This window comes from Nocardiopsis sp. CNZ308 (assembly GCF_004217075.1).
Genome location: NZ_SHKJ01000001.1, coordinates 3,384,630 through 3,408,177, shown reverse-complemented (window position 1 = coordinate 3,408,177; position 23,548 = coordinate 3,384,630). Strand labels below are relative to the sequence as shown.

Sequence of the window (23,548 nt, the reverse complement as noted above, 5' to 3'; positions counted from 1 at the left end):
GGGCGCCGGGGCGGTGGCATGCTGCTCGCTATGCACGAAGATCCGCGGGACAGGGGGGACAGGGCGGCGTCGGGGCTGTGGGGGCGCGTCGCGTGCGCCTGGGCGGTCGCCTTCGCCGTGCTCCACCTCTACTGGGCGCTGGGCGGCAACTGGGGCCTGGACGTCTCGGCGGGCCCCGTGGCCGCGGAACGCCCGGGGTGGTTCGTGGCGGTGGGCCTGTGGGGTGTGGGGCTGCTGTGCCTCGTCGGCGGCGCGCTGGGCTGGCTCCTCGCCAGGCCGCGTCCCCCGGGCCCGGCGGGACGGGTGGTCCGGACCCTCGGCTGGTGCGTCTGCGCCGTGCTGCTGCTGCGCGCCGTCACCGTCGAGGTGATGCTGCTGGCCGACCCCGCGGGCCGGGAGATCACCGTCAGCCCGGAACAGCGGATGTGGACGCTGCTGCTGTGGAACCCCTGGTTCCTGGTCGGCGGACTCGTCTTCGGTCTGGCCGCGCTGGGGTTCGCGCGAACGCGTGAACCGGGGAACGGCGACGCCTGAGGGCGTAGCGGTGAACACGGGTCGACGCCGCGGAACACCGGGCGGGGGAGCACGGCGTCGGCGTTGAGCCGCCCCCTCGGCCCCTCTCCACGCGGGACACCGACACCCCGCGCGCGGAACCCGGGCGAACGGAAGACCCACGCCCCCACGGGAACCGGCCGCGGGCGGGAGGCCGACCGGTCCCCCGCCCGCCCCGGACCGCTCACCAGTGGGTGAGCTTCAGCTCTCCCAGCTCCGCCAGTGCGACGCGCCCCTCCTCCGCCAGGACGCGCACCGTCTCCTCCGCCTCGGAGAGGGTGACGTAGCGGCCCCGCGACACGGCCTCGGCGGGCGAGGGGCTCTCCATCCACAGCCGGGGACCGCTCTCCCACACCATCTGCACGACGGCGCCGCTCGGGGCGGTGAACACCGCGAACGTGCCCTTGCTCGGGGTGAGTTGGTGGACGACCAGGCGCGCGGCGGCCGTCTCCAGGGGTTCGGCGTAGTCCATGAAGCCGAGGCCCTCCTCGGCGGCGTCCGCGTAGTGGACCTCCACCAGCCCGGTGTGGGCGGAGCGGGCCTCCTCGCGCGGCCAGACGGCGCCCACCACCCAGCGGCTGAGGGGTTCCTCCACGCGCTCGCGGGACAGCGCCGGTCCGTGCCGGACGCGCAGGAGGTCGAAGTCGCGTTCGAGGGCGATGGTGTGGCCCCGGTCGCTGCTCAGCGTGGCGACGAAGAAGCGCGGCAGCCAGGGCAGGACCATCCGGGACAGCTCGCGGACGCTCACGCGGCCCTGGTAGTGGGAGACCCACTCCGGGACCTCGTAGGGCCCCGGGTTGTTGAAGGACACGTGGACCATGGGCTCGCCGTCCACGGCGGGCCCGGGGAAGGCGGCCCCCCGGCCGAAGCGGCGGCGGTTCCAGTCCATGCCGACGTGGAGCTTGCGGTCGGGGTCTCCGTCCCACTCGACCGTGAGCCCGTGGGCGCGCAGGGCCTCGGCGACCTCCTCCCCCACGGCCGCGCGGCGGATCGGGTGGCTGGCCCCGAAGCCGATGGTGAGCGAGGACCCCGCGACCGCGTGCGCGGCGTCCTGGTCGTGGTAGAACGCGTACCCGCGCGCCGGGGTGTCGGCGGGTCGGGAGTTGCGGGCGGCGAGTTCGCCCTCCAGGGCGGTCCTGGCGCAGCGCTCGCAGCAGGTGAACTCCTCGCGGGCGATGACGCCGGACTCGTCCAGGGCGCGGAAGGCGCGCGTGAGGCGCTCGCCGTCGGTGCGGGCGGGCCAGCGGCGCTGGCGCTGGACGTGTTCGGCCAGGGCCCGGTCCACGTGGTCGTGGAGCCGGGCGGAGGCCTCGCGGACCTCCCGCCCGCCGGGGTCGCCGTCCTCCAGCGTGTCGAGCAGGCTCCGGCGGGCGTCCCGGAGGAGTTCGACGAACCCGTCCCGGCCCGAGGCGACCCCGACCGCCACCGTCTCCTTGGCGGAGGTGAGGGGGTGGACGCTCTCCCTGACTTCACTCATTCGCCCAATGTGTCAGAAGCCGGAGGTGTTTGGGGACGATTGCCGAAGTCGCCACTGTCCGCATCCGGACAACTACCGCGATGCTGGTCACAGCCGGTGCCGCGGCGTCCGGGGGCCCGGCCGCGCTCCCCCGGACGCGGTGACCGCGGGGGGCTCACCCGTGGGCGACCAGGTCGTGTCCGGCCAGGCGGCTGACGCGCTCGTCGCGGACCTGCCGGGCGAGGGCGGCGGTGGCGGCGAGTTCGGCGACGTCCGCGGCCCGGGTGCCGAGGAAGCCCGCCGCGGCCAGGTGTTCGGTGTACTCGGCGGTCGAGTCCACCGCCTCCTGGCACTGCTCCCACTCCCGGTGGGCCGCGACGGCCTGCTCGACCAGGCGTCCGTACTCGGTGATCTGGGCGACCCGGGCGCGCACGGCCTCCTCGACGGCGTGCAGGTGCTCGCGCTGGGGCTTGAGCGCCTCCCTGACGCGGGGTGAGACCGCCCGCTGCCAGCGGCGCTGGTGGGAGCGGCGCAGTTCGCGCTGCCGGGCCAGGAGCGAGGCGATGCGCCACTCCTGCTCGTGCAGGACGGTCAGCGCCCGGTCGGTGTCCAGGGACTCCCCGCCGAGTTCGGTCCGGGCCCCGCGCACCAGGTCGATCGTGCGCTGCACCTCCACCAGCAGGGCGTGGTCGCCCTCGCTGACGTCGTCGGGCAGCACCACGCGCTGCCGGTGCCGCTCCCGGTCGGTCCGGCGCACCCGCGAGGTGAGGGTGTCGGCGGTGACCACGGCGACGAGCACCCCGAACACCACCCACGGGATGCCCGGGGAGGGGTCCTGGGGCACGACGTCCAGCAGCCAGGCCGGTGCGGTGACCAGTGTGCCCGCCCCCGCCGCGGAGCCCGCGGCCCGCACGGCGGGGTGGGCGTCCCGCCGGAAGGCCAGGGCCGCGACGTAGGCGACGAGGCTGACGCTGGCGATCACCATGCCCAGGTACCAGCCCGCGGTGATCAGGGCCAGGGTCGTGGTGAACCCGACGCCGAGCAGGTGGACGCCGCTGTCGGACAGCCTCGGCGGGCGGGCCTCGGCGGGCCCCCCGCCGCCTCTGGGCGGGGGTCCCGGAGGCCGCACCCCCGGGGAGGCCTCCCGGCGCTGGCGGTCGGGCAGGGCGGGGTCGATGACGGGTCGCGGCCGGATGGCGTCCTCACGCATGGGCGGTCCCTCGTGAGCGGTGGGGGGTCGGAATGCCGGGGCTGGGGAGGTCGGGCACCCGGGGCGGAACCCGACAGGGTAGGAGATTCCCACCCGGGAGCGCCCCGAACCAGGCGCCGCGCGCCCCTTGCCCGGAGGGGCCCGCCGACCCGCCCCCTCCGCGGTGATCCTGCTCCCCGAGGCGCCGTCGGCGTCCCGCGACGCCTCCGGCAGCAGGATCACCGGAAGGGAGAGGACTCCTGCGTCACACCCGCAACAGTTTGGGATGACCGCCTAGAGCTGCTCGTCGCGTCCGCCCGCGGGCACCAGGTTCCCCTCCTCGCCGGGGCGCTGGCGGGTGGGGTTGGTGTCCAGCCAGCGCAGCAGGTTCTCCGAGACCAGGTCGACGCCGATCCGCCCGACCCTGCCGTCCAGGTCCCGGAACAGGCACTCGCCGTTGCCGAGGTTGCGCAGCACGGCGAGGTGGTCCTCGTTGGTCTCCACGCCCAGCAGGGACATGACGCTCTCCACCTCGAAGCGCTCGCTGGAGCGGAAGGCGAACACCGAGGACAGGCAGTTGGTGACCTGCTCGTTGAGGAGGTCGCCCGCGTTCTGCGAGACGAGGATGAGAGCGGTGTTGCGGGAGCGGCCCATGCGCGAGACCTCGGGGACGAGCTTGGCGCCCTCGGGCGTGGAGGTGACCGCCCAGGCCTCGTCCAGGAAGATCGCCTTGGGCAGGTGCCGGTCCAGGCCGTTCATCAGGCGGCGGGCGAACTGGGAGACCAGGTAGAGCAGGGCGACGGACAGGCGCTGCTCGTAGGAGTAGTCGTCGCGGCCCACGCCGGAGTCGGGCAGGGTGAGCCCGCCCAGGGTGAACACGGTGGTCCAGCCCTCGGTGTCGATCCGCGCCTCGCCCTGCGGGTCGAAGCACAGGCTGGCCAGACGCATCTCCGACATGGACTGCAGGACGGCGCCCAGGTTGCGCGAGGCCGCGCCGGGCGAGGAGACCAGGTGGTCCACGACCTTGGCCAGTGAGGGCTGGGGCTGGTTGGCGACGGCGGCCACGGCCTGGATCATGGCGGACTCGCGCTCCTCGCTCATGCGGGGCAGGAGCAGGCGCAGGGTCTCGGTGGCCATGGTCTTCTTGGCGGACAGGTCGTCGCCGAAGGCGAAGGGGTCGAGCAGACCCGGCTGGGCCGAGCCCAGGGACATCATGCGGGCCTTGCGGCCGCGTCTTTGCAGGAGTTCGACCAGGGACTCGGCGTCGCCCTTGGGGTCGATGGCGGCGACGGTGACCCCGCGCAGGGCGAGCTGGTAGATGAGCAGGAGGGCGAGGGTGGTCTTGCCGCCGCCGGGCTCGCCGGTGATGGCGATGGCGGTGGGGCGGTTGCGGGCCGCGGCGACCATGGGGTCGAAGTGGACGATGGAGCGGGCGCGGCCGATGGTCTCGCCGACGTAGGGGCCCACCCAGCCGCCGCCGGAGTGGTCGACGCGGTCGCCGACGTCGACGGTGGCGGTGGGCATGCCGCCCGCGATGGTGCGCAGCGGCTGGCGCTGGGCGTAGGCGTTGAGGCGGATGCGGTCGCCGGGCAGCGACTCGTTGAACAACGAGAACTGGTCGCCGGTGGAGTTGATGACGTCGATGCCGATGTCGCGGTAGTGCTCGATGACCGCCTCGACGTGCTGGCCGAGCAGGCGCTCGGTGGGCGCGGACACCATGAGGCGGTGCCAGCCGTAGACGAAGGGCAGGCGCTCCTTGGTGATGCCGTGCTCCAGCATGCGGGCGGCGTCGATCTGTTCGGCGAGCGCGATGGGCGCCTCCACCCCGGCCTCGCGGATGTGGGCGTCCATGTCGCGGGCGTGGGCGAGCTTGCGGCCGACGTCCTTGGAGGCCTTGGCGGGCGGGATGAGCTTCATCCGCAGGGACATCTCCACCGGGAAGGGGAGGGCGTCGGCGTGGTGCATCCAGGGCTCGCCGTCGGGGAAGGGCATCAGGTCCGGGAAGCGGGCGAAGGACAGGAAGGCGACGTGGGTGGACCCCGCGGGCTGTTCGAGGCGCAGCGCGGAGCGGCCGTTGTGCACGACGCCGTCGACCAGCGCCTCGATCTCGCCGCGGCCCCAGGTGCGCCGCCCGGCCGCCGAGGGGCGGATCTCCTCGGCGGTGCCGCTGACGGCGTGCCGGATGAGCCAGGCGATCTCGTCGGAGGTGGCGTGGCGGGCGTGCAGCGAGCTGGCGGCCAGGGCGCGGCCGAGCCGCTCGGCCTGGTCGGTCCAGCGGGCGATCTCGCGGTCGTCCACGGCGTCGTCGTTGATGCCCAGGACCTGTTCGGTGCGCTGGTAGGCGCCGAAGACCTGGGAGAACAGGCCGAGTCCGGCGCCGGCGTTGCGCTGGCCGAGGCGGACGCCGAGGTAGACCTCCTTGGTCCAGAAGTCCTTGGCCCACACGTGCCGGTACGTCTCGTCGAGGTAGTCGTACCAGCCGGGGCCGGAGTCGGAGGTGGCGTCGAGCCGGGTGGCCCACTCCGCGGCCGGGTAGGTGCGGTGGGCGACGCGCAGGTGGACCTCGGCGTCGTTCATGCGGATGGCGGCGAGGGCGATGGTGACGTTGGTGGCCAGCGCCTGGCGCTCCTCGGGCGTGGTGAACTCGTAGGAGACCGTGGGCAGGCGGAAGTAGGCCCAGGCCTCGCTGTCGCTGAACAGCACGCGGTCGTCGAAGTAGCGGACCGCGAGGCGGGTCGTGCCACGGGTCCCCCTGGTGCCGGTCATCTCTTCGCCCTTCTGGTCGCGTCGCGTGGCGGGGTTCCGTCGTTCCTACCCGGACCCGCCGCCCTCGCCCCCTTCATAGTGGAGTATCGCCCCGGAACGGGAGAAGCGGACGGGGTTACGGCGCGCCAGAACCCCGGAGGACGGTGACGGGCCCGCCTCCGGGGGGAGACGGGCCCGACCCGCCGCGGGGGCGGTGGCGTGTTCGTCGGCACGCGTCCCGCCCGGTGGCGCCCTAGCAGGCGGTGTCGATGGTGTCCTGGATGGCGGACCTCTCCGCGGAGGTGACGGTGAGGTCGTAGCGGTGCTTCACGTTGACCCAGGCCTTGACGTAGTCGCAGTGGATCGCGGTGTTGTCCGGCATCCACTGGGAGGGGTCCTTGTCGCCCTTGGCGCTGTTGCTGCTGACGGTGACCGCCCACAGCTGGGGGGAGTCGACGTCGTTGGCGAAGTCGCGGCGCCGCTCGGTGGTCCAGTCGGCCGCGCCGGTCTTCCAGGCCTCGCTGAGCGGGACCATGTGGTCGACGCTGATCTGGGAGACGTCGCCGTCCCACCACACGTCGTCGAAGGTGCTGTACCAGCGCCCGGAGGTCGGCTGGCAGTCGGAGTCGGTCACCACGTCGTGGCCGTCGCGGACGAGCACGTACTGGCGGGCGGTGCAGGGGCTGTCGACGACGCTCCAGTGCGGGAAGAGGCCGCGGTCGTAGCCGGTCTGGGGCCCCTTGGCCCGGACGGTGAGGGAGTCGAGCTGGCTCTGGGCGGTGGAGGTGCCGGGGATGCCCGGGGGCAGGACGTGGTCGGCGGCGGCCGGGGCCGACCAGCCCAGGACGACGGTGAGGACGGCGGCGCTGAGGGCCGCGAGCGCGCGGGGAAGCGCACGGGGGCGGGGGGAGGGCACGTTTTTCTCCTCTGCGAGCGGGTGGGAGGAAAGCACGGACCCCACCACTGTGCGACAACCGCTCCTCTCCCACCAGTACCCCGCGGGAAATTCCGCCGGAATCGGGGATGACCTCCCAACCCTTCGCCCGGAGTTCTGCACCAGCCCCTGAACCGTATTCGTGTGATCTAGCACACTCCGAAAGTGGGTTCTTTCACAAGCGACCCCGAAGGTGAAGAGTACGGGCAGACGACCTGGGGATATGCACGCTCCGTTGTCAATATTCACTCTGAGTGACGCTACGCAGGTGAGCGAACGACCCCGACCCGAGGCAAAGATGGAGACAAAAAGGAAAACCGGCCGCCCTCACAGTTTTCCTCCATATAGTATAACTGTCATACCCGACAAAAAGGACACTAAACACCGCACATAAAAAAGCCGTAAGTAGGCTTTCCCGTCCTTTGTTAAGTTCGCATGTCGTAGGAGAAACCGTCGACATCGGAGAGGATGAGCCCCGCCAGGGGATCGACCATGACTCTGCAGATGGACCTTCCGACCAGCACCGCGGACGAGTACCCCACACGTAAGAGCACCGAACCGGCCCTGCTGTACCGCAGGGACCCCGCCGTCTGGGGGACCGACGAGGGCCCCTTCTCCCACGACGAGCTGTGCGCCTATGACGAGCGCGGCTACACCCAGATCGACTCCCTCGTCACCCCGGACGAGGTCGGGGCCTACAGCGCCGAACTGGAGCGGCTGAGCTCCGACCCCGACCTGCGCGGCGACGAGCGCGTGGTCGTCGAACCCACCTCCGACGAGGTGCGCTCGGTGTTCGAGGTGCACAAGGTCAGCAAGGTCTTCGCGGACCTGGTCAACGACCCGCGCCTGGTCGACCGCGCCCGCCAGATCCTGGGCTCGGACGTGTACGTGCACCAGAGCCGCGTCAACTACAAACCGGGCTTCGGCGGCGGCTCGTTCTACTGGCACTCCGACTTCGAGACCTGGCACGCCGAGGACGGCATGCCGCGGATGCGGGCGGTCAGCTTCTCGGTCGCCCTGACCGACAACTACGCGCACAACGGTGCGCTGATGATCATGCCCGGATCGCACAGGACGTTCGTCTCCTGCGTGGGCCAGACCCCGGACGACCACTACCGCGACTCGCTGAAGAGCCAGCACGTGGGCACCCCGGACCAGAGCTCCCTGTCCTACCTGGCCGACCAGCACGGCATCGACGTGCTCACCGGCCCGGCGGGCGGGGTGACGGTGTTCGACTCCAACTGCATGCACGGCTCGGGCGGCAACATCACGCCCTACCCCCGGTCCAACGTCTTCATCGTCTTCAACAGCGTCGAGAACGCCTGCGACAGGCCGTTCAGCGCCCCCGCCCCGCGCCCGGAGTTCCTCTCCGCCCGCGAGTTCACCCCCGTGGGCCGCTGACGCGCCCGAGCGCGCCGCGTGGCCGCAGGCCGCGGCGAGCGGAACCGGTACCCGCCCGGAGGGCGTGGTCCCGCGCCCCCGTGTGGGGCGGGCTCCCGAGCCCGCCCCACACGGGGGTTCTCCCGTGCCGGGGAACCGCGGTCGCCGGGACCTCCCGGCCCTGACTCCGGGACCGGAGCCGCCCAGGCCCGCCTCCGGCGCTACTGCTGGGTGAGGGAGTTGACCAGGACCCCGCCCAGGGCGCCGTGGGCGCGCTTGGTGGCGGGGCGCAGGGCGCCCACGTCGATCCTGGTGTAGGACGAGCCCAGGTGGTCGTCCCAGGGGATGCGGACGATGGCGCGGCACCGGCCGCGGGCCACCCGCTCGGCGGCGTCCACGTCCTGGAGGCTGCGCTTGCTGACCCCGTTGACCACGAGCACGGACCTGGCGCGCAGGGCGCCGTAGCCGTTGCCGTCCAGCCAGTCGAAGGTCATGGAGACCGCGCGCTCGGCGTCGGCGTTGGCCGGGGCGACCAGCACCAGCCCGTCGGCGACCGGCAGGGCCCGCGCCACGCCCGTGGCCGCCGGGTCCAGCAGGGTGACGCCGTAGAACCCGCCGAGCAGCGAGGCCAGCTGGCCGTAGTCGCGGTCGTCCAGGGTCTGCACGTAGGGGTCGTCCAGGGTCTGCACGACCTCCAGGCCGGTCGCGGTCCGGCTGGTGTAGCCGCTCATCCGGGAGTAGTCCTGGATCGCCTCGGCGTTGGCCAGCAGCCCGGTGAGGGTCTCGGGCGTCTGCGCGCCCACGCGGCGGGAGAGGCCGTTGGGCCCGGGGTTGACGTCGACGGCCACGACGAGGTCGTCGCGGTGCGCGGCCAGGGTGTGGCCGATCATCAGCGCGGTGACGGTCTGCCCGGCGCCGCCGGTGCAGCCCAGCACGACGAGGCTGCGCGGGCCGTCCAGCGGGGTGCGCAGGCGCTCGATGTCGCTGGGCGGCAGGTCGGAGCGCACGGGGGCCGCCCCGCCGGTGACGACCTTGGCCAGGCGCCGCCAGCCCCGGGTGCCGCCGGAGTCGCTGGCGGCGGGCTCCTCGGCCCGCCGCCGGGGTTCGGGCTCCTCGGTCCGGTGGGCGGGGACGCCGTTGGGGGTGTCGCCCAGGCGCTCCTGTTCGCCGGTGCCGTGGTCGAGTTCCAGCGCGGTCCTGGGTTCGCGGGCGGACGGTTCGGGCTCCTCCCCGGGCACGGGCTGGCCGAAGAGCTGGCCGAGCCTGCGCGCGTTCTGCGCCACCCGGTGGAAGACGCCGTCGTGCGGGTCCTCCGACTCCCGCGGTTCCTCGGCGGGGTGCTCCTGGCCGGTGCTCGGGGCGGGGCGGTCCGTGAGGGCCCCGTCCTCGGTCCGCCCGGTGTCCTGGACGGCCGGCGGGGAGGTCCGCTCCTCCTCGGTGGAGGTCCGCTCCTGTGCGAGGGAGCCGGCCATGCTGGGGTTGGCCCTCGGGTCGTGTGCGGCGCCGGTGCGGTGCTCCCGCGCCCCGGAGGCGGCGCGGGCGGTCCCGGCGCCCTGGTTCCCGCTCCGGGAGTCGGCGGCCGGGTCGGGCGTGGCGGAGGCGTCCGTGTCCCGTCCGGAGGAGTCGGCGGTGCCGGTGGCGCGCATGCTCCAGCGGGCGCGGAAGGACGCGTCGCCGCGGTCGGCTCCGGCGGAACCGGAGGCCGCGGGGGCCGCCGCGCCGTCGGAGCCCCGGGCCTCACCGGAGTCCAGGGCGTCCCGGCGCGCGTTCCGCCGGCGGCGGGCCAGGGCCTCGGCCTCCGCCCTCTCCAGGTCGGAGGCGGTGCGTCGGCGTACCTGCTCGGTGCCCGGGTCCACGCGGACGTTGCCGTCCCCGCGCCCGTGGTCGTCCCGGACCTCGACGAAGCTGACGAGTTCACCGGTTCCGTGGTCGAGCTGGGTGGGCGGCTTGGGCTCGTCGGCGGGGGCCCGCCCGGCCGGGGCGGCCTCACCGACCGCCCCGGCGGCGGTGGTCCCGGCGGTGTCTTCGGAGGCGGCCGGGGCGGCGTCCTCCTCACGCAGCTCGTTGGCGGGGATGAGGGGGTTGCCCCGGTCACCGACCCTGGGCTGGTCGGGGTGGCGCTTCCTGCCGTCCTCGAACCACCGCGAGGGGTCCTTGGCGTCGCGCTCCTGCGCGGGAACGGCGTCGGCGAACTTCGGGCGCGGCGGTGCCGGGGTGTCGGCGGTGATGAGGTGGTTGTCGAGCACGGACATGTGCTCGTTCCACTCGGGACCGCGGTCCTGGGACTCCTCGCGCGGCGTCCCGGGCATGGCGTCCTGCTCGCCGGTGCCGTGGTCGAGTTCCAGCGCGGGCTTGTGGGGAGAGCGTTCGGCCGCGGGCGCCACGGGCACGGCGGTGTCCGGAGCGACCCGGGTGTCGGGGGTGCCCGGAGTGGACGTGTCGTCCGGGGCGGTCGTGCCCCGGGCCGCCGCGTCCACAGCGGGACGGGCGTCCGCGCCGCGGGGAGCGGTCCGCGCGGCGGCGGTCTCGGGGCTGGTGGTGTCCCCGTTCTGGGTGGTGTCCTCGGGAAGAGCGGTGTCGCCGCGCCCCGTGGTGGGCCGGTGCTCGACGGTCTCCTCGGCCCCGGCGGGGCTCCCGTTCCCGGTGGCGTCCCCGAGCCCGGCGGTGCTCGCACGCCCGGCCGTGTGCCCGTGTCCTGTGGTGGCCTCGTGCCCCGTGCTGGACCGGTACTCGACGTCCTCGGGCTCGGCGGTGTCCCCGCGTCCGGCGAGGCCGCGCTGTGGGACGGTCTCCTCGTCTCCCGTGACGGACCCGCGCTGGGCGTCCTCGGAGCCGGTGGTGCTCCGGCGGGGGGCGGCCGAGGTGCCCTCCGGTCCGGAGGCGGCCTCGTGCCCGGAGGCCTCGGCGTCCCGCGTACCCGTGCCGGGAGCGGCCTCCGCGGAGGCTTCGGGCCCGTCCTGCGCCGTGTCCTGTTCCGCACGCGTCACCGGACGAGCGGTGTCCGCCGTCCCGTCCGCGTCCGTGGTCCCGGGCGCACCGGTCGCGTTCGCGGTGTCCTCGGCGCCGACCGGGTCCTCCCGCCGTTCGGCGCGGGCGGGCGCGTCCCCGTCCTCGGCCGTGCGGTCCTCCTCCCGCGGCGTCGCGGAGGAGGGCGGCAGCCAGGGCAGGGCACCGGCCTCGGCCGGGGGGCGGCCGGTGGCCGCCGCGTAACGGGCGGCGTAGTCCGACAGGTCGCCGTAGCCGGCCTCGGGCTCGGCCTTCTTCTCCAGTTCCCACGGGGCGGCGTGGGGGCGCCCCCTGCGGCGGGGCGGCTCCGGCTCCTCGCCGGTACCGGGGAGCCCCCGGCCCCGGGCGCGGGAGGTCGGCAGCTCCCTCGGGCCGCGCTCGCGCACGCGCTCGGTGCGGCGCTGTTCCTCCAGGTCCTTGGCGACCCTGAGACCCTGCGTGCGGCCGCGCAGGCGCCGGGCCGCGGCGGTCTCCTCCTCATCGGAGCCGGAGACGCGCCGCTCGTCCACCGCGTCGGCCAGCTCCCCCCGGTTCATGGCGGCGGTGTCACCGACGCTGTAGGCGCTCTTGGAGGTCAGGCCGAGGGGGGTCTCGCCGGAGGAGGCGCGCAGGCGGGCGAACCACTCGTCGTTGTCGCGCTGCTCCTCGCCCTCGGTCTCGTAGATCCTCTCCCGCGCGAAACCGTCGTCGGGGTCCTCCCCGGTGTCCGCCTCGGGCCCGGGGGGCTCCTCCTCCCGGGGTTCCCGTGGTGCGGACCCCAAGGCGAAGCCGAAGTAGTTGAGCACGCGGCGGCCGACCCCGCGCCGGGGACCGTCGGGCGTTCCGCCGTCCCCTCCGGAGGCGGCGGACGCGTCGGGCCGCTCCTCGTGCGGACGCGACGGGGCGCGCCGCTCCTCGGGGTCGGGGCGCGCGGCGACGGCCACGGGGGCGCGTTCGGAAGCGGCCGGGGCCTTCTCCGCCGGGGTCTCCCGCTTCAGGGCCGGAGCTTTCTCGGTCCGGGCGGAAGCGGCCTCCAACCGGGCGGGGACGGCCTCCGGCTCGGCCGGGGCGCTCTCCGCCCTGGTGGACACGGACTCCGGCCGGGCGGGGACGGCCTTCGCCCGGACCGGAACCCGCCTCCCGGTCTCCTCGTCGCTTCGGGGCCGGATGCGCGGAGCCTCGGCGGGGGCCCTCTCCTGTCCCCGGTCCGGCCTCCCGGAGCCGCCCCGGGCCGGGGCCTCCCCCTCGGTCTCGGCGAACGGAGCGGGGTCGACGGAACCGCGCACACCGAGCAGCGGCGGCGCGTCGGAGCGGGACGGGCGGACCGCGGTCCCAGCGGCCTCGGCGATCCCGCCCCCGGCCGTCTCCGCCTCGGGTTCGGCGCGGCGCCGCGACGCCAGCGGAAGCGGACCGGACGCGGGGTCGCGGTGCCACACCCGCACGGTCACGCGGACCTCGGCGGGCTCGTACTCGGGGGCCAGGCGGTTGTACACCCGCGCTTCGGCCAGGAAGCGCGCCTGGGAGATGAGCAGCTCGGTGAGGCGCTTGCCCTCGATCACCGGCCGGGTGGCCAGCACGGTGATCACACCGGGCGGGACCACCCACAGCACCAGGTGCCAGCCGTTGCCGAACACGAAGGGCGCGTTGACGAGGCTGAGCAGGACCACCCAGAGCGCGAACACGCCCAGGGCGACCCCGAAGGTGCCCACCGGGAGCGGCATGGGCAGCCGGAAATCGTAGAGCTTGTAGAGCCGCTTCTCGATACGCCAGATGTTGGTGTACGTGGGCAGGTCCACGTTCCCGGCCTCCCTCGCCTATTCGGTCGATACGCCCATCGCTCGGGCGAGCGCCACGGCGATGACCTCGATGATGCCGGGGACGTAGAACACGATCCCGATGAAGATCGCCAGGATGATGAACTGCGCGAACCTCGTGATCTCCCTCGTGAACAGGAAGAACACCGCCACGATGGAGACGATGACGAGGAAGAGGGGTCCGAAGAAGCCCCTCAGGAAGTCGGCGAGGCCACCGGTGTCGGGGGCGTTCTCGGTGGTCTGCGCCGCGAGGAAGAGCAGGTCGGCACCTCCGGCGGCGTGGAACACGTCCGGTGTGGAGGACAGCAGGGGGAGCATGTCAGGCGCCGCCCCCCGGTGTCGTTTCTGGTGTGCGCATGGTCCGTCTCTTCTCCTTGCCTACAGGCCCCGTCATCCGCCGAACGAGCGCGGGGCTCCCTGGATGTCACGCACGTGCCACTCGCTGCCCGAGTCCACGACGGTGACCAGGTAGTCCTGCGTGATCTGCCCGGTGTCGTTCCCGTCGGAGGCCGGGACGTCCCACCGGACGGTGGCCGCTACCTGTCGTACGTCATCATTCCCGGTCGAGGCCCGGATTGGCACCGTGATATCGGACAGTTCACCAAATTCCAGGCTGTTCTCCGGAAGCGGGGCGATGGTGACACCCGGTTCCACATAGCGCTCCAGGTGCGCCGGCTCCCCCGCGTAGGCCTCGAAGAAGCCGGACAGCACCTCCCCGAGCTGCTCCTCGGCCTCCGGGTCGGTCTCGAAGGCCGAGCCCTCGGGCAGGCTGGCCTGCGTCGGCGCGGCCAGCAGCGCCGGGTTGCCCGAGACCACCAGGGACTCCCCGTCGGCGTAGACCGGCACGTCCAGGCGCATGGGCTGGCCGTTGACGTCGGCCCGCACGACGACGAGGCCGTTGTGGTCGTCCTCCACGTGCACGGCGACCACCGTGAGGTTGTCGCCGGTGAGGCTGTCGGCGGGGACGTCCAGGGCTGCGGCCTCCCCCTCGGGGACGTACGCCGCCAGGTCGGACAGGCGCGCCTCGGGGTCGGCGGTGTCGAGGTAGGCCTCGGCGAACCGCATGCCGAAGGCCGCGGCGGCGGTCTCCGGATAGGTCACGGTGTCGCTCCGCTCGGGCTCCTCGGAGGTGTCGGGAAGGGCGAACCCGCCGCGCAGCGGGAACCAGATGCCGTTGAAGACGACCACGATGATGAAGGCCCACAGGACGGCGCGGCCCACACCGACCCACCAGCGCCCTCCGGCTCCGGCCCGGGGCCGTCGGGCGCGGGGGGCGTCGAGCCCCACACCGCCGTCGTCCGGCTCACCCGCGGCGGCACCGCGCCGCGACGCCTTCGCCATCCCCGCCTCCTGCACACAGGTCCGTGCCGCCCGCTCCGGACGGCGTCTCCGCCATGCCCTTGTCTACCCCATCCCTATAGTGAGGCATTGTGCGGGTTGGGAGCGTCCTTGGTGACTCCGCGTTTCCCCGCCAACCGCACATTGCGCACATGGGCTTAACTTCCCAAAACAGGCACAATACGGCAAGGGTTGCACTAACTCCTGCTGCGGTCACACACTTCGCCGCAATTATGGTCGGACCGGAAAGGGATTAGTTCCCTCGAAGGCAGCAAGATGTGTCCCCGCGGACCGGGAAACCGTTGACGGGATGTAACAGGGATCTCCTCGCGCCCGGCGGAGCGGCAGCCGCCTCCCGGCCGCGCTCCCCCGGCTTCGGGCCGATCCGGCCCCGAGCACGGATCCACCGTGTGAGCCCGGGAGCGTGCCCTAGATTGGCGGCATGCTCCGCTACCTCGCAGCCCGGGTGTTCTGGTCCCTCAGCCGGTGGAAGCTGGCCACCGAGCCCAAGCCCGACCGCCCCACCGTGCTGATCGGTGCCCCGCACACCTCCAACTGGGATTTCGTGCTCATGCTCGCCATCTCCTGGCGCCTGGGCCTGGATCTGCACTGGCTGGGGAAACAGAGCCTGTTCACCGGCTGGCGCGGCCCGATCATGCGCGCGCTCGGTGGAATCCCCGTCGATCGCGCGAATCCGGGCCGGGTCGTCGACGACGTCGTCCGGCGCCTGCGGTCCGGCGAGACCTTCGGCCTGGTCATCACCCCCGACGGCACCCGCGGGGCGCACACGCACTGGAAGTCCGGCTTCTACCGCATCGCCCGCGAGACGGGGATGCCGGTGACGCTCGGTTTCGTCGACCGCACCACGATGACCACCGGGCTCGGCCCGACCTTCGAACTGACCGGCGACGTAGCGGAGGACATGGGCCGCGTCCGCGCCTTCTACGCCGACAAGGCGGGGCACAGCCCGGAGCGGCGCGTCGAACCGCGCTTGCGCGAGGAGGACGGCGCCGGCTGACCCCCGTCCGGACCCGCCGACCGGCCTCTCCCCACGAGACGGAAACCGCCGCGCCTCGGCGGCAGGAGCGGGCGGAGACGTCGATGACCTCGCGGTCCGCGCCCGGGCACGGTCCCGACGGCGCCTCGGCCGCCGTCGGCCCTCGTGGTCAACGGGAAGGGGGTCTGCGTGCTCCGCCCGCGGTGACGGGCGTCCCGGCCCCTTCGATGAGTGCTACCGCATGTCGCACCGCTCGCGTGCGGACGGGGCCGGCCGGAGGGATTCCAGACCCGGGGAGCGCCGAGGGGCCGCGGGGTCGCGCGCTCGGCGCGTTCCCACGGCCCCTCGTCGGCCCGGTCAGACGTTGAAGCGGAACTCCACCACGTCGCCGTCGGCCATCACGTACTCCTTGCCCTCCATGCGGACCTTGCCCGCCGCGCGGGCGGTCTGCATGTCGCCCGCGGCGACCAGGTCGTCGAAGGAGACCACCTCGGCCTTGATGAAACCGCGCTGGAAGTCGGTGTGGATGACTCCGGCGGCCTCGGGGGCGGTGGCGCCCTTGCGGATCGTCCAGGCGCGGGCCTCCTTGGGCCCGGCGGTCAGGTAGGTCTGCAGGCCCAGGGTGGCGAAGCCGACCCGGGCGAGCTGGGCCAGGCCCGACTCGGTCTGGCCCATGGACTCCAGCAGCTCCTGCGCCTCGTCCTCGTCCAGCTCGGCCAGCTCCGCCTCGATCTTGGCGTCCAGGAAGATCGCCTCGGCCGGGGCGACGAGGTCTTGGAGCTTGGTGCGCAGCGCCCCGTCGGCCAGCTCGTCGGTGTCGAGGTTGAACACGTAGATGAACGGCTTGACCGTGAGCAGGCTCAGCTCGCGCAGCCGGTCCAGGTCCACGCCCTTGGCCGCGGACAGCGAGGTGCCGCCGTCGAGGACCTCCTGCGCGTCGCGGGCGGCCTGGAGCAGCTCCTGGGCGTCCTTGTCCTTGGCGTTGCGCTTGGCGTCCTTCTCCAGGCGGGGAAGCGCCTTCTCCAGGGTCTGGAGGTCGGCCAGGATCAGCTCGGTGTTGATGGTCTCGATGTCGCGGGAGGGCTCGACGTCGCCGTCGACGTGCGTGACGTCGGGGTCGTCGAAGGCCCGGATCACCTGGCAGATGGCGTCGCTCTCGCGGATGTTGGCCAGGAACTTGTTGCCCAGGCCCTCACCCGTGGAGGCGCCGCGCACGATGCCCGCGATGTCGACGAAGTCCACCGTCGCCGGAATGACCTTCGCCGAGTCGAAGATCTCGGCCAGCTTGCCGAGCCGGGCGTCGGGAACGCCCACGACCCCGACGTTGGGCTCGATGGTCGCGAACGGGTAGTTCGCGGCCAGGGCGTCGTTCTTGGTCAGCGCGTTGAAGAGGGTGGACTTGCCGACGTTGGGCAGGCCGACGATCCCGATAGACAGACTCACAAGGTCAGAGTCTATGCGGACCCGCGGGTGGGCGGTCCCGCCGCGTCCGGATCGCCGGTCCCCGCCCGCGGCCGGAAACCTCCCCGCCGCCGAACCGCGCCGGTCAACGGGGCGGGCCCCGCTCCGGACGGCGGGGCCGAAGGCGGGACGCGGGTCCGCGTGCGGTGCCGGACCGGAAAAACAGGGCCAATCACCGAAACGCAGTGCACAGGAGACGCTACTCACAGTAGGTTCGACAAACGCTGCCGGGAACCGGGGCGGCGGCCGTCCGGCGCGCGGGCCACCCGTCGCGCACACGGCTCCGCCTCCCGGACCTGGACCGACACACCGCCGCTGGCACGGCAGGCGCGCGGTGCGGCGGCCGATGGGAGGGACCGGCCCCGGACCGCGTCGGACGAAGGCGCCCGGGCACACGGCCGACGCCGTGCACCGGCGCCGCCGTCGCAGCACCTTTCCTGGGGGGAGACAACCGTGGTCACCGACCAACTGAGGGCGCTCGTGCGCCGCTACCCGCTCGTGCGCTTCGCGACCCGCAAGATCCGCGTCCGGCTGCCCAGACGGCTGGGCGGGCTGGACCCGGACCGGGTTCCGCCGTGGACCCGCGAGGTGGCCTTCTCCCTGCCCCGCCTGGAGTCGGACACGCGCCGCATCGGCCCGGACGGCCTCACCCTGCGGCTGCCCGGCGACCTCACCGTTCCGCGGCGGCTGGCCGCCTTCGGGCTGGCCCGGCACGAGCCCGACAGCCTGGCCTGCTTCATGGCGATGCTCGACCACACCCGCCCCGGAGCGGTGTTCGACGTGGGCTCCGGGGTGGGGGTGTACTCGCTGCTGGCCGCCGCGCGCACGCGCCGCCCGGTGTTCGCGTTCGAGCCCACCCCGGAGGTGGCGGCGGCGGCCCGGGCGGTGTCCTCGTCGGCGGACCTGGGCTTCACCGTGGTGGAACTGGCGCTGAGCAACCACACCGGCACCGCGCACCTGCGGCGGGCCCGGCACAACGACATGTGCAACACGCTCGTGCACTCGGCGCGCGCCGACCTGTCGCACATCACCGTGGAGGTGACCACCCTGGCGCGGTGGAACGAGGACGCGTCGACCTTCCCGACCGTGCTCAAGATCGACACGGTCGGCACGGAGCCGGACGTGGTCGCCGGAGGCCTGGAGGTGCTGCGCCGGTACCGGCCGTGGATGCTGGTGAAGGTGCGGCCCGACCGGGGCGTGGAGGAGCGGCTCATGGCGCTGCTCGACCCGCTGGAGTACACCTGGTACCCGGTGAGCGGGCCGCCGCCCTACGAGCCGCGCCCGGAGATCTCGGGCCGGGCCTCCCCCGCCTGGGAGCGGATGTGGCTGTTCACGCCGGAGCCGGTACCGGAGGAGTTCTGGCCCTCGGTGCGCGGCTGGCGCGGGGCCCTGGAGTCCTGCCGCCCCGGCTCCCGCGGGAACCCGGACCCCTAGAGCCAGCCCTCCAGCGCGGCGAGGAACCCGGGCAGGTCGTCGCGGTGGACGCAGTGCCCGGCGCCCTCCACGACCCGGACGGTGAAGCCGCGCCCGGTCAGCTCCTCCGCGGTCTGGGGCGTGACGGTGACGCTGTCGCCCGCGCGCAGGACGAGGGAGGGCACGACCGGTGCGCCGGGGAGGAAGTCGCGCCCGGCGACCTCCTCGGCCACGAAGTCGAAGAACTCCGGGTCGAAGGCGGCGAAGCCCCTGACCTCCCTCTCGACGTCGTCGTCGGTCCACCTGGGGTTGCTCTGGCGCACGCGCGTGGCGTCTGCGGTGACGAAGACGCGGCGTACGCGCTCGCCCGCGTCGGCGTGCATGGGGGGCAGGCGGAAGGCCGGGTCCACGTACACCGCGCGGGCCGGGCGCAGCCTCTCCACCGCCAGGGAGAGCGCCACCGCGCCCATGGAGTGGCCGATGGCCAGGTCCGCTCCGGCGGGCAGGGAGTCCGCCAGGTCGTCGCCGAGCGCCGCCACGGAGTAGGAGCCGCGCGGGCTGTCGCCGTGGCCGCGCATGTCGACGCTGATCACGCGGCGGCCGCGTTCGACCAGCGCGTCCTCGACGGCGTGCCAGGTCTCGTGGGTGGCCATGGATCCGTGGACGAGGAGCACGGTGAGGTCTCCGGTGCCGCGGGTGTAGGTCTCCAGTCTCATGGGAGCGGGCCTCCTGGGGAAGTGAGGGACTGCCAGGTACGGGAACCGGTGAGAGGTGGTCCGGCCCCGGACGGAGACCTCAGGTTCTCGAAAACTTTTGCACAAGGGAAGTGGATGTCCGGAAGCGGCCTCGTGCGCGCCCCCGCTCCCCCTGGAACCGCGCGCCCGCGTCGGGCCCTGGCGGGTTCCGGGACCGGTGGACATGCCGGACTTGGCGGGTCTGCTCACCGGTGTCCTGCGTGGCGGGGAGCCGCGCGGCGGCGCGGCCTGACACCATGGACGGCCATGGACGGCCTCGCACTCGTACTCATGCTCCTGATCGGTCTGGCGGTCGGTACCGCCGTGGGCTGGATCCTGGCCCGCGGCCGGGAGGCCGAGACGCGGGCCGACGCCCGCGCGGCCCAGGAGCGGGCGGCCTACGTGGAGGAACAGCTGGCCGACCGGTTCCGCGCCCTGTCCGCACAGGCCCTGGACCAGACCAACCAGCGCTTCATGGAACTGGCGGAGGGCCGGCTGCGCGCGGTCAGCGCCGAGGCCGGGGGCGACCTGGACGAGCGGCGCCGGGCGGTGGAGCGCATGGTCGAGCCGCTGACGCGGACCCTGGACCGGGTGGAGCGCCAGCTGAGGGAGGCCGACGCGGGGCGCGCCGCGGCCCACGCGGAGCTGGCCAAGCAGGTCGAGTACGTGCGCGAGGGCTCGGAGCGGCTGCGCGACCAGACGCAGTCGCTGGTGACGGCGCTGCGACGGCCCGAGGCGCGCGGCCGGTGGGGCGAGCTCCAGCTGCGCAGGGTGGCGGAACTGGCGGGGATGGGCTCGCACTGCGACTTCGAGGAGCAGGCCGCCACGCGCGACGGGTCGCGGCGCCCGGACATGGTGGTGCGCCTGGCGGGCGGCAAGAACATCGTGGTGGACTCCAAGGTCCCGCTGGCGGCCTACCTGGACGCCGTGGAGGCGGGCGCGGAGGAGGCCGCGCGGCACCTGCGCGTGCACGCCAGGCACCTGCGCACGCACGTGGACCAGCTGGCGGCCAAGGCGTACTGGTCGGCGTTCACCCCGGCGCCGGAGTTCGTGGTGCTGTTCATCCCCGGGGAGGCGTTCCTGGCCCCGGCCCTGGAGTACGACCCGGAGCTGCTGGAGTACGCGATGGGGCGGCGGGTGCACATCGCGACGCCGACGACGCTGATCTCGCTGCTGCGGACGGCGCAGTACGCCTGGCAGCAGGAGGCGCTGAGCGAGAACGCGCGGGCCGTGTTCGACCTGGGCAAGCAGCTGCACGAGCGGCTGGGCACCCTCGGCGGGCACGTGGAGGGGCTGGGTCGGGCCCTGACCAGGACGGTGAGCGCCTACAACCAGACCGTGGGGTCGCTGGAGAGCCGGGTGCTGGTGACGGCCCGCCGGTTCGGGGAGCTGGGGCTGGTGGACGGCGAGCTGGACCGGCCGGTGGGCGTGGAGGAGCGTCCGCGCGCGGTGGTGGCGCCCGAGCTGTCGGACCCGGACGGCGCCGGATCGGCCGCGCGGGAGCGGAGTGGGCCGGGCCCGGGCGGGCAGGGGAACGGAACGGGCGTTGTCCGCGAAACCTCGGAACCGCAGTGGCCCAAGCCGGTGTCCAACGGGGAGGAAGGCGTGTTCGTCGCGGATGGGACAAGTAGCCGGAAGGACGACACGATCCGCGGAAAAGACACCGAACATTCACGAGAAGTGACACACTAAACACCGTGAGCGACACACTGGGGAGGCGGACGGCTATGCCCCCGCGGAAGGCGGACGGCCCCGAGCGCGGGCGCGCACCGTACTTCGTGCGGCCCGACGGCCGTGTCAGGGACGTGCCGCATGTCAGGAAGAGGGAGCGTCCGGTGCCCAGGCCGAAGGAGAACGTCCCCGGGGCCCCGCCCCGCCTGACCGGACGCGGCGGTGTGCTGGCCATCGTCGTGTTCAGCTTCGCCGGGGCCATGATCGCGCAGTGGGCGGGCACCCCCGCGGCCCCGGGCGCGGCCTTCACCCTCGCCTGCGTGCTCGGCGCGTTCCTGGTCCGGCCCAGCGACCTGCTGTCGCTGTCGGTCAGCCCGCCCGTCGCGTTCTTCGTCGCCATGGTCGCCGCGGAGAGCGTGCTGGCCCTGGGCAGCGAGGGGTTCGCCCGGGTGCTGCTCCTGGGGCTGGCGTCGCGGCTGGCCGAGGTCGCCCCCTGGCTCTTCCTGGGCACGGCGCTGGTCCTGGTGATCGGGGTGTTCCGGGGCCTGCCCGGCAACATCCGCGACCTGGGCGACCAGCTGAACGGCCGCAGGTAGCCGCGGGCCGCAGGACGCGGGCCGACAGGCGTGGCCCCGGGCCTCAGAAGGGCGTGTCGCCGTCCCCCGGTTCGTCCCCCCGCCGCTCGTCCATGGCGGCGGCCAGCTTGGCGCGGGCTCCCTCCAGCCACTGCTCGCACACGCGGGCCAGTTCCTCGCCGCGCTCCCACAGGGCCAGCGAGTCCTTCAGGCTGAGGCCGCCCGACTCCAGCTGCCGGACGACGTTGTTGAGCTCCTCCCGGCTCTCCTCGTAACTGAGCTCGGGCTTTGCGGTGCCCTCTTCACGGGTCTTGGCGCCCTCGGCTGCCATCTCCTACCCCTCCTCGGAGGTGTCTTCGGTGTGGACTGACTCCACGGTCGCGGTCAGGCTGTCCTCGGCGAACCGTACGCGCAGGGACTCCCCCGCGTCCGGTTCCCGGGCCGAACGCACCACCGACCCGTCCTCGCGCTGCACGATCGCGTAACCGCGCGCGAGCGTGGTCGCCGGAGACAGGGCGTGCAGGCGCGCCCGGGTGTGGCCGAGGCCGTCGGCGGACCGGTCCAGCGACACGGTCAGGCTCCGGCGGGCCCGGTCGCGCAGGTCCGCGACCTGCTCGGCGAGCCGGTCGACCTCGCGCACCGGGCTGGCGAGCACCGGACGCGAGCGCATGCCCTCCAGCCAGGCGAGCTCGCGCTCCACGCCGCCCCGCAGCACCCGGCGGCCCCGGTCGCGGAGCTGGCGGATGATCTCCAGCTGCTCGCCGACGTCGGGGATCGTCTTCTTGGCGGCGTCGGTGGGGGTGGAGGCGCGCACGTCGGCGACGTGGTCGAGCAGCGGGGCGTCCTGTTCGTGGCCGATCGCGCTCACCACGGGAGTGCCCGCGGAGGCGACGGCGCGCACGAGGGCCTCGTCGGAGAAGGGCAGCAGGTCCTCCAGGGAACCGCCGCCCCGGGCGATGACGATGACGTCGACGTCGGGGTGCGAGTCCAGGTCCTTGAGCGCCTCCGTCACCTCGCGCACGGCCCGGTCCCCCTGGACGGCGACCGGGCGCACCTCGAAGCGCACGGCGGGCCAGCGGCGGCGCCCGTTCTCCAGCACGTCGCGCTCGGCGGCGGAGTCGCGTCCGCAGATGAGCCCGACCGTGTTGGGCAGGAAGGGCAGGGGGCGCTTGCGCGCGGCGTCGAAGAGCCCCTCGGCGGTCAGGGTGCGGCGCAGCTGTTCGAGCCGGGCCAGCAGCTCGCCCAGGCCGACGTGGCGGATCTCCAGGGCGCGCAGCGAGAAGGTGCCGCGGACCTCGTAGAAGTCGGGCTTGGCGTGCACGACCACGCGCGCACCGGGTTCGGGGGGCGGGCTCTGCGCGTCCAGGACCGAGGTCTGGCAGACCACGCGCACCGACACGTTGGCGACGGGGTCGCGCAGTGTGATGTAGGCCATGCGGCCGCGCCGGTTCAGCTCGGCGATCTGGCCCTCGACCCAGATGCGGCCCAGGCGGCCGATCCACTGGCCGACGGCGTTGAGGACGACGCGTACCGGTTGCGGCGCCTCGGCGGAACTGTCCATGCCCATGCCAACCGAGCCTAGGCCAGGGCGGGGACAGTTCGGGGCAGGCCCGCCAGGCGCGGGGGCCGGGCGGCCGGGCGCGGCGGGGACGGGCGGGCCCGGTACGGCGGAGCCGGGTGGACGCCGGACGCGGAGGAGGGCGGTCAGGCGGTCGCGTCGCCGCCGGCGGAGACGGTGTTGTTGAGGCCGATGTCGGTGACGGAGGGCTCGCCCTCGGCGTGGTGGACGGTGTTGTCGGCGCCGGTCACGCGGATGGAGTCGGCGCTGCCGATGTGCACCGTCAGCTCGTTGCCCAGGATGGAGACCTCGCCGCACTGGCCGTTGAGGACGACCTCGGCCCCGCTGGCGGTCACGTTGACGTTCTGGCCGTCGCACTCCTCGGTGACGCTGCCCTGGACCGTGGCGATGGTGAGGTCGCCGGTCTCGCTGTCCACGGAGATGCCGCCGCCCTCGTCGAGGGTGACGTCGCCGTCCTGGTTGCCGACCGAGACGTCGCCGTTGGAGTCCACGGAGACCTCTCCGTCCTCACTGCCGACGGACACGCCGTCGGGGTCCACGGAGACCTCCTGGTCGGTCCCGGGGATACCGACCGAGCATCCGGTCAGCCAGAACGCGGTGGCCGCCAGGAGTGCGGCGGCGGGGGCAGCGGAACGCATGTTGGTGTCCCTTCGGACGGGAAGCGCCGGTGTGGTCACCTCCTATGACGTTCCGTACCGCCCCGCGGTTCCCCTGTCCCGCGGACG

18 protein-coding genes are annotated in these 23,548 nt (G+C 73.6%); 6 read left to right on the top strand and 12 right to left on the bottom strand.

The features are described from left to right. The first annotated feature begins 30 nt into the window (after positions 1 to 30). Positions 31 to 534: a DUF3995 domain-containing protein gene (locus EV372_RS14910; protein WP_130396468.1), complete on the top strand. Its 504-nt coding sequence runs from the start codon at positions 31 to 33 to the stop codon at positions 532 to 534. A gap of 202 nt (positions 535 to 736) precedes the next feature. On the opposite strand, the gene EV372_RS14905 is transcribed toward EV372_RS14910, so the two are convergent. From EV372_RS14905 to EV372_RS14890, 4 genes are all read right to left on the bottom strand, one after another. Next, positions 737 to 2,029 carry a DUF6891 domain-containing protein gene (locus tag EV372_RS14905; protein WP_130396467.1) on the bottom strand — a complete coding sequence of 431 codons (1,293 nt, stop codon included), beginning with the start codon at positions 2,027 to 2,029 and terminating at the stop codon, positions 737 to 739. A gap of 154 nt (positions 2,030 to 2,183) precedes the next feature. Continuing rightward, positions 2,184 to 3,218, bottom strand: coding sequence for a hypothetical protein (locus EV372_RS14900; protein ID WP_130396466.1), 1,035 nt, complete (start codon positions 3,216 to 3,218; stop codon positions 2,184 to 2,186). Positions 3,219 to 3,491: 273 nt separating this feature from the next. Continuing rightward, positions 3,492 to 5,963: an ATP-binding protein gene (locus EV372_RS14895; RefSeq protein WP_130396465.1), complete on the bottom strand. Its 2,472-nt coding sequence runs from the start codon at positions 5,961 to 5,963 to the stop codon at positions 3,492 to 3,494. Positions 5,964 to 6,195: 232 nt separating this feature from the next. Then, positions 6,196 to 6,858 (bottom strand): HNH endonuclease family protein, encoded by a 663-nt coding sequence (locus EV372_RS14890; protein ID WP_130396464.1) that lies wholly within the window; start codon positions 6,856 to 6,858, stop codon positions 6,196 to 6,198. Positions 6,859 to 7,368: 510 nt separating this feature from the next. Here EV372_RS14890 and thpD point away from each other — a divergent pair. Further along, positions 7,369 to 8,277, top strand: coding sequence for an ectoine hydroxylase (gene thpD / locus EV372_RS14885; RefSeq protein ID WP_130396463.1), 909 nt, complete (start codon positions 7,369 to 7,371; stop codon positions 8,275 to 8,277). A 200-nt stretch (positions 8,278 to 8,477) separates the two neighbouring features. Here the strand turns inward: thpD and EV372_RS14880 are convergent, their stop codons facing one another. From EV372_RS14880 to EV372_RS14870, 3 genes are all read right to left on the bottom strand, one after another. Beyond that, a complete protein-coding gene (locus EV372_RS14880) occupies positions 8,478 to 13,037 on the bottom strand; it encodes a TcpE family conjugal transfer membrane protein (RefSeq protein ID WP_130396462.1) in 4,560 nt (1,519 codons plus the stop codon). Positions 13,038 to 13,055: 18 nt separating this feature from the next. Beyond that, the gene (locus tag EV372_RS14875) at positions 13,056 to 13,373 is read right to left on the bottom strand and encodes a hypothetical protein (protein WP_013151193.1); all 318 of its coding nucleotides are present in this window, start codon (positions 13,371 to 13,373) and stop codon (positions 13,056 to 13,058) included. Positions 13,374 to 13,445: 72 nt separating this feature from the next. Beyond that, positions 13,446 to 14,396: a conjugal transfer protein gene (locus EV372_RS14870; protein ID WP_130396461.1), complete on the bottom strand. Its 951-nt coding sequence runs from the start codon at positions 14,394 to 14,396 to the stop codon at positions 13,446 to 13,448. A gap of 439 nt (positions 14,397 to 14,835) precedes the next feature. On the opposite strand from EV372_RS14870, the gene EV372_RS14865 reads away from it, so the two are divergent. Next, complete coding sequence (locus EV372_RS14865; protein ID WP_130396460.1) at positions 14,836 to 15,411, top strand: 1-acyl-sn-glycerol-3-phosphate acyltransferase; 576 nt, start codon at positions 14,836 to 14,838, stop codon at positions 15,409 to 15,411. Between the two features lie 336 nt (positions 15,412 to 15,747). Here EV372_RS14865 and ychF read toward each other — a convergent pair whose 3' ends face one another. Continuing rightward, positions 15,748 to 16,833 carry a redox-regulated ATPase YchF gene (gene ychF, locus EV372_RS14860; protein WP_130396459.1) on the bottom strand — a complete coding sequence of 362 codons (1,086 nt, stop codon included), beginning with the start codon at positions 16,831 to 16,833 and terminating at the stop codon, positions 15,748 to 15,750. Between the two features lie 471 nt (positions 16,834 to 17,304). On the opposite strand from ychF, the gene EV372_RS14855 reads away from it, so the two are divergent. Further along, positions 17,305 to 18,285 (top strand): FkbM family methyltransferase, encoded by a 981-nt coding sequence (locus tag EV372_RS14855; protein ID WP_130396458.1) that lies wholly within the window; start codon positions 17,305 to 17,307, stop codon positions 18,283 to 18,285. Here EV372_RS14855 and EV372_RS14850 read toward each other — a convergent pair. Next, entirely contained in the window at positions 18,282 to 18,980 is a 699-nt protein-coding gene (locus EV372_RS14850; RefSeq protein WP_130396457.1) for an alpha/beta fold hydrolase, read from the bottom strand. The genes EV372_RS14855 and EV372_RS14850 overlap by 4 nt on opposite strands. A gap of 285 nt (positions 18,981 to 19,265) precedes the next feature. Here EV372_RS14850 and rmuC point away from each other — a divergent pair, with 285 nt between their 5' ends. Together rmuC and EV372_RS14840 are read left to right on the top strand one after the other, a co-directional pair. Then, positions 19,266 to 20,690: a DNA recombination protein RmuC gene (gene rmuC, locus EV372_RS14845; RefSeq protein ID WP_130396456.1), complete on the top strand. Its 1,425-nt coding sequence runs from the start codon at positions 19,266 to 19,268 to the stop codon at positions 20,688 to 20,690. 35 nt (positions 20,691 to 20,725) lie between these two features. After that, a complete protein-coding gene (locus EV372_RS14840) occupies positions 20,726 to 21,265 on the top strand; it encodes a DUF6542 domain-containing protein (RefSeq protein ID WP_130396455.1) in 540 nt (179 codons plus the stop codon). Positions 21,266 to 21,308: 43 nt separating this feature from the next. Here the strand turns inward: EV372_RS14840 and EV372_RS14835 are convergent, their stop codons facing one another. The 3 genes from EV372_RS14835 to EV372_RS14825 all read right to left on the bottom strand — a co-directional run bounded on the left by EV372_RS14835 (position 21,309) and on the right by EV372_RS14825 (position 23,461). After that, the gene (locus EV372_RS14835; RefSeq protein ID WP_130396454.1) at positions 21,309 to 21,575 is read right to left on the bottom strand and encodes an exodeoxyribonuclease VII small subunit; all 267 of its coding nucleotides are present in this window, start codon (positions 21,573 to 21,575) and stop codon (positions 21,309 to 21,311) included. 3 nt (positions 21,576 to 21,578) lie between these two features. Continuing rightward, complete coding sequence (gene xseA, locus EV372_RS14830) at positions 21,579 to 22,811, bottom strand: exodeoxyribonuclease VII large subunit (RefSeq protein WP_130396453.1); 1,233 nt, start codon at positions 22,809 to 22,811, stop codon at positions 21,579 to 21,581. A 137-nt stretch (positions 22,812 to 22,948) separates the two neighbouring features. Then, complete coding sequence (locus EV372_RS14825; protein ID WP_130396452.1) at positions 22,949 to 23,461, bottom strand: DUF3060 domain-containing protein; 513 nt, start codon at positions 23,459 to 23,461, stop codon at positions 22,949 to 22,951. Positions 23,462 to 23,548: the final 87 nt, after the last annotated feature.

What these genes read in the sequence shown, in the direction of transcription:
- EV372_RS14910 (WP_130396468.1), top strand. Translation starts at nt 31, where the DNA reads ATGCACGAAGATCCGCGGGACAGGGGGGACAGGGCGGCGTCGGGGCTG.
- EV372_RS14905 (WP_130396467.1), bottom strand. Translation starts at nt 2,029, where the DNA reads ATGAGTGAAGTCAGGGAGAGCGTCCACCCCCTCACCTCCGCCAAGGAG.
- EV372_RS14900 (WP_130396466.1), bottom strand. Translation starts at nt 3,218, where the DNA reads ATGCGTGAGGACGCCATCCGGCCGCGACCCGTCATCGACCCCGCCCTG.
- EV372_RS14895 (WP_130396465.1), bottom strand. Translation starts at nt 5,963, where the DNA reads ATGACCGGCACCAGGGGGACCCGTGGCACGACCCGCCTCGCGGTCCGC.
- thpD (WP_130396463.1), top strand. Translation starts at nt 7,369, where the DNA reads ATGACTCTGCAGATGGACCTTCCGACCAGCACCGCGGACGAGTACCCC.
- EV372_RS14875 (WP_013151193.1), bottom strand. Translation starts at nt 13,373, where the DNA reads ATGCTCCCCCTGCTGTCCTCCACACCGGACGTGTTCCACGCCGCCGGA.
- EV372_RS14870 (WP_130396461.1), bottom strand. Translation starts at nt 14,396, where the DNA reads ATGGCGAAGGCGTCGCGGCGCGGTGCCGCCGCGGGTGAGCCGGACGAC.
- EV372_RS14865 (WP_130396460.1), top strand. Translation starts at nt 14,836, where the DNA reads ATGCTCCGCTACCTCGCAGCCCGGGTGTTCTGGTCCCTCAGCCGGTGG.
- EV372_RS14850 (WP_130396457.1), bottom strand. Translation starts at nt 18,980, where the DNA reads ATGAGACTGGAGACCTACACCCGCGGCACCGGAGACCTCACCGTGCTC.
- rmuC (WP_130396456.1), top strand. Translation starts at nt 19,266, where the DNA reads ATGGACGGCCTCGCACTCGTACTCATGCTCCTGATCGGTCTGGCGGTC.
- EV372_RS14840 (WP_130396455.1), top strand. Translation starts at nt 20,726, where the DNA reads ATGCCCCCGCGGAAGGCGGACGGCCCCGAGCGCGGGCGCGCACCGTAC.
- EV372_RS14835 (WP_130396454.1), bottom strand. Translation starts at nt 21,575, where the DNA reads ATGGCAGCCGAGGGCGCCAAGACCCGTGAAGAGGGCACCGCAAAGCCC.
- xseA (WP_130396453.1), bottom strand. Translation starts at nt 22,811, where the DNA reads ATGGGCATGGACAGTTCCGCCGAGGCGCCGCAACCGGTACGCGTCGTC.
- EV372_RS14825 (WP_130396452.1), bottom strand. Translation starts at nt 23,461, where the DNA reads ATGCGTTCCGCTGCCCCCGCCGCCGCACTCCTGGCGGCCACCGCGTTC.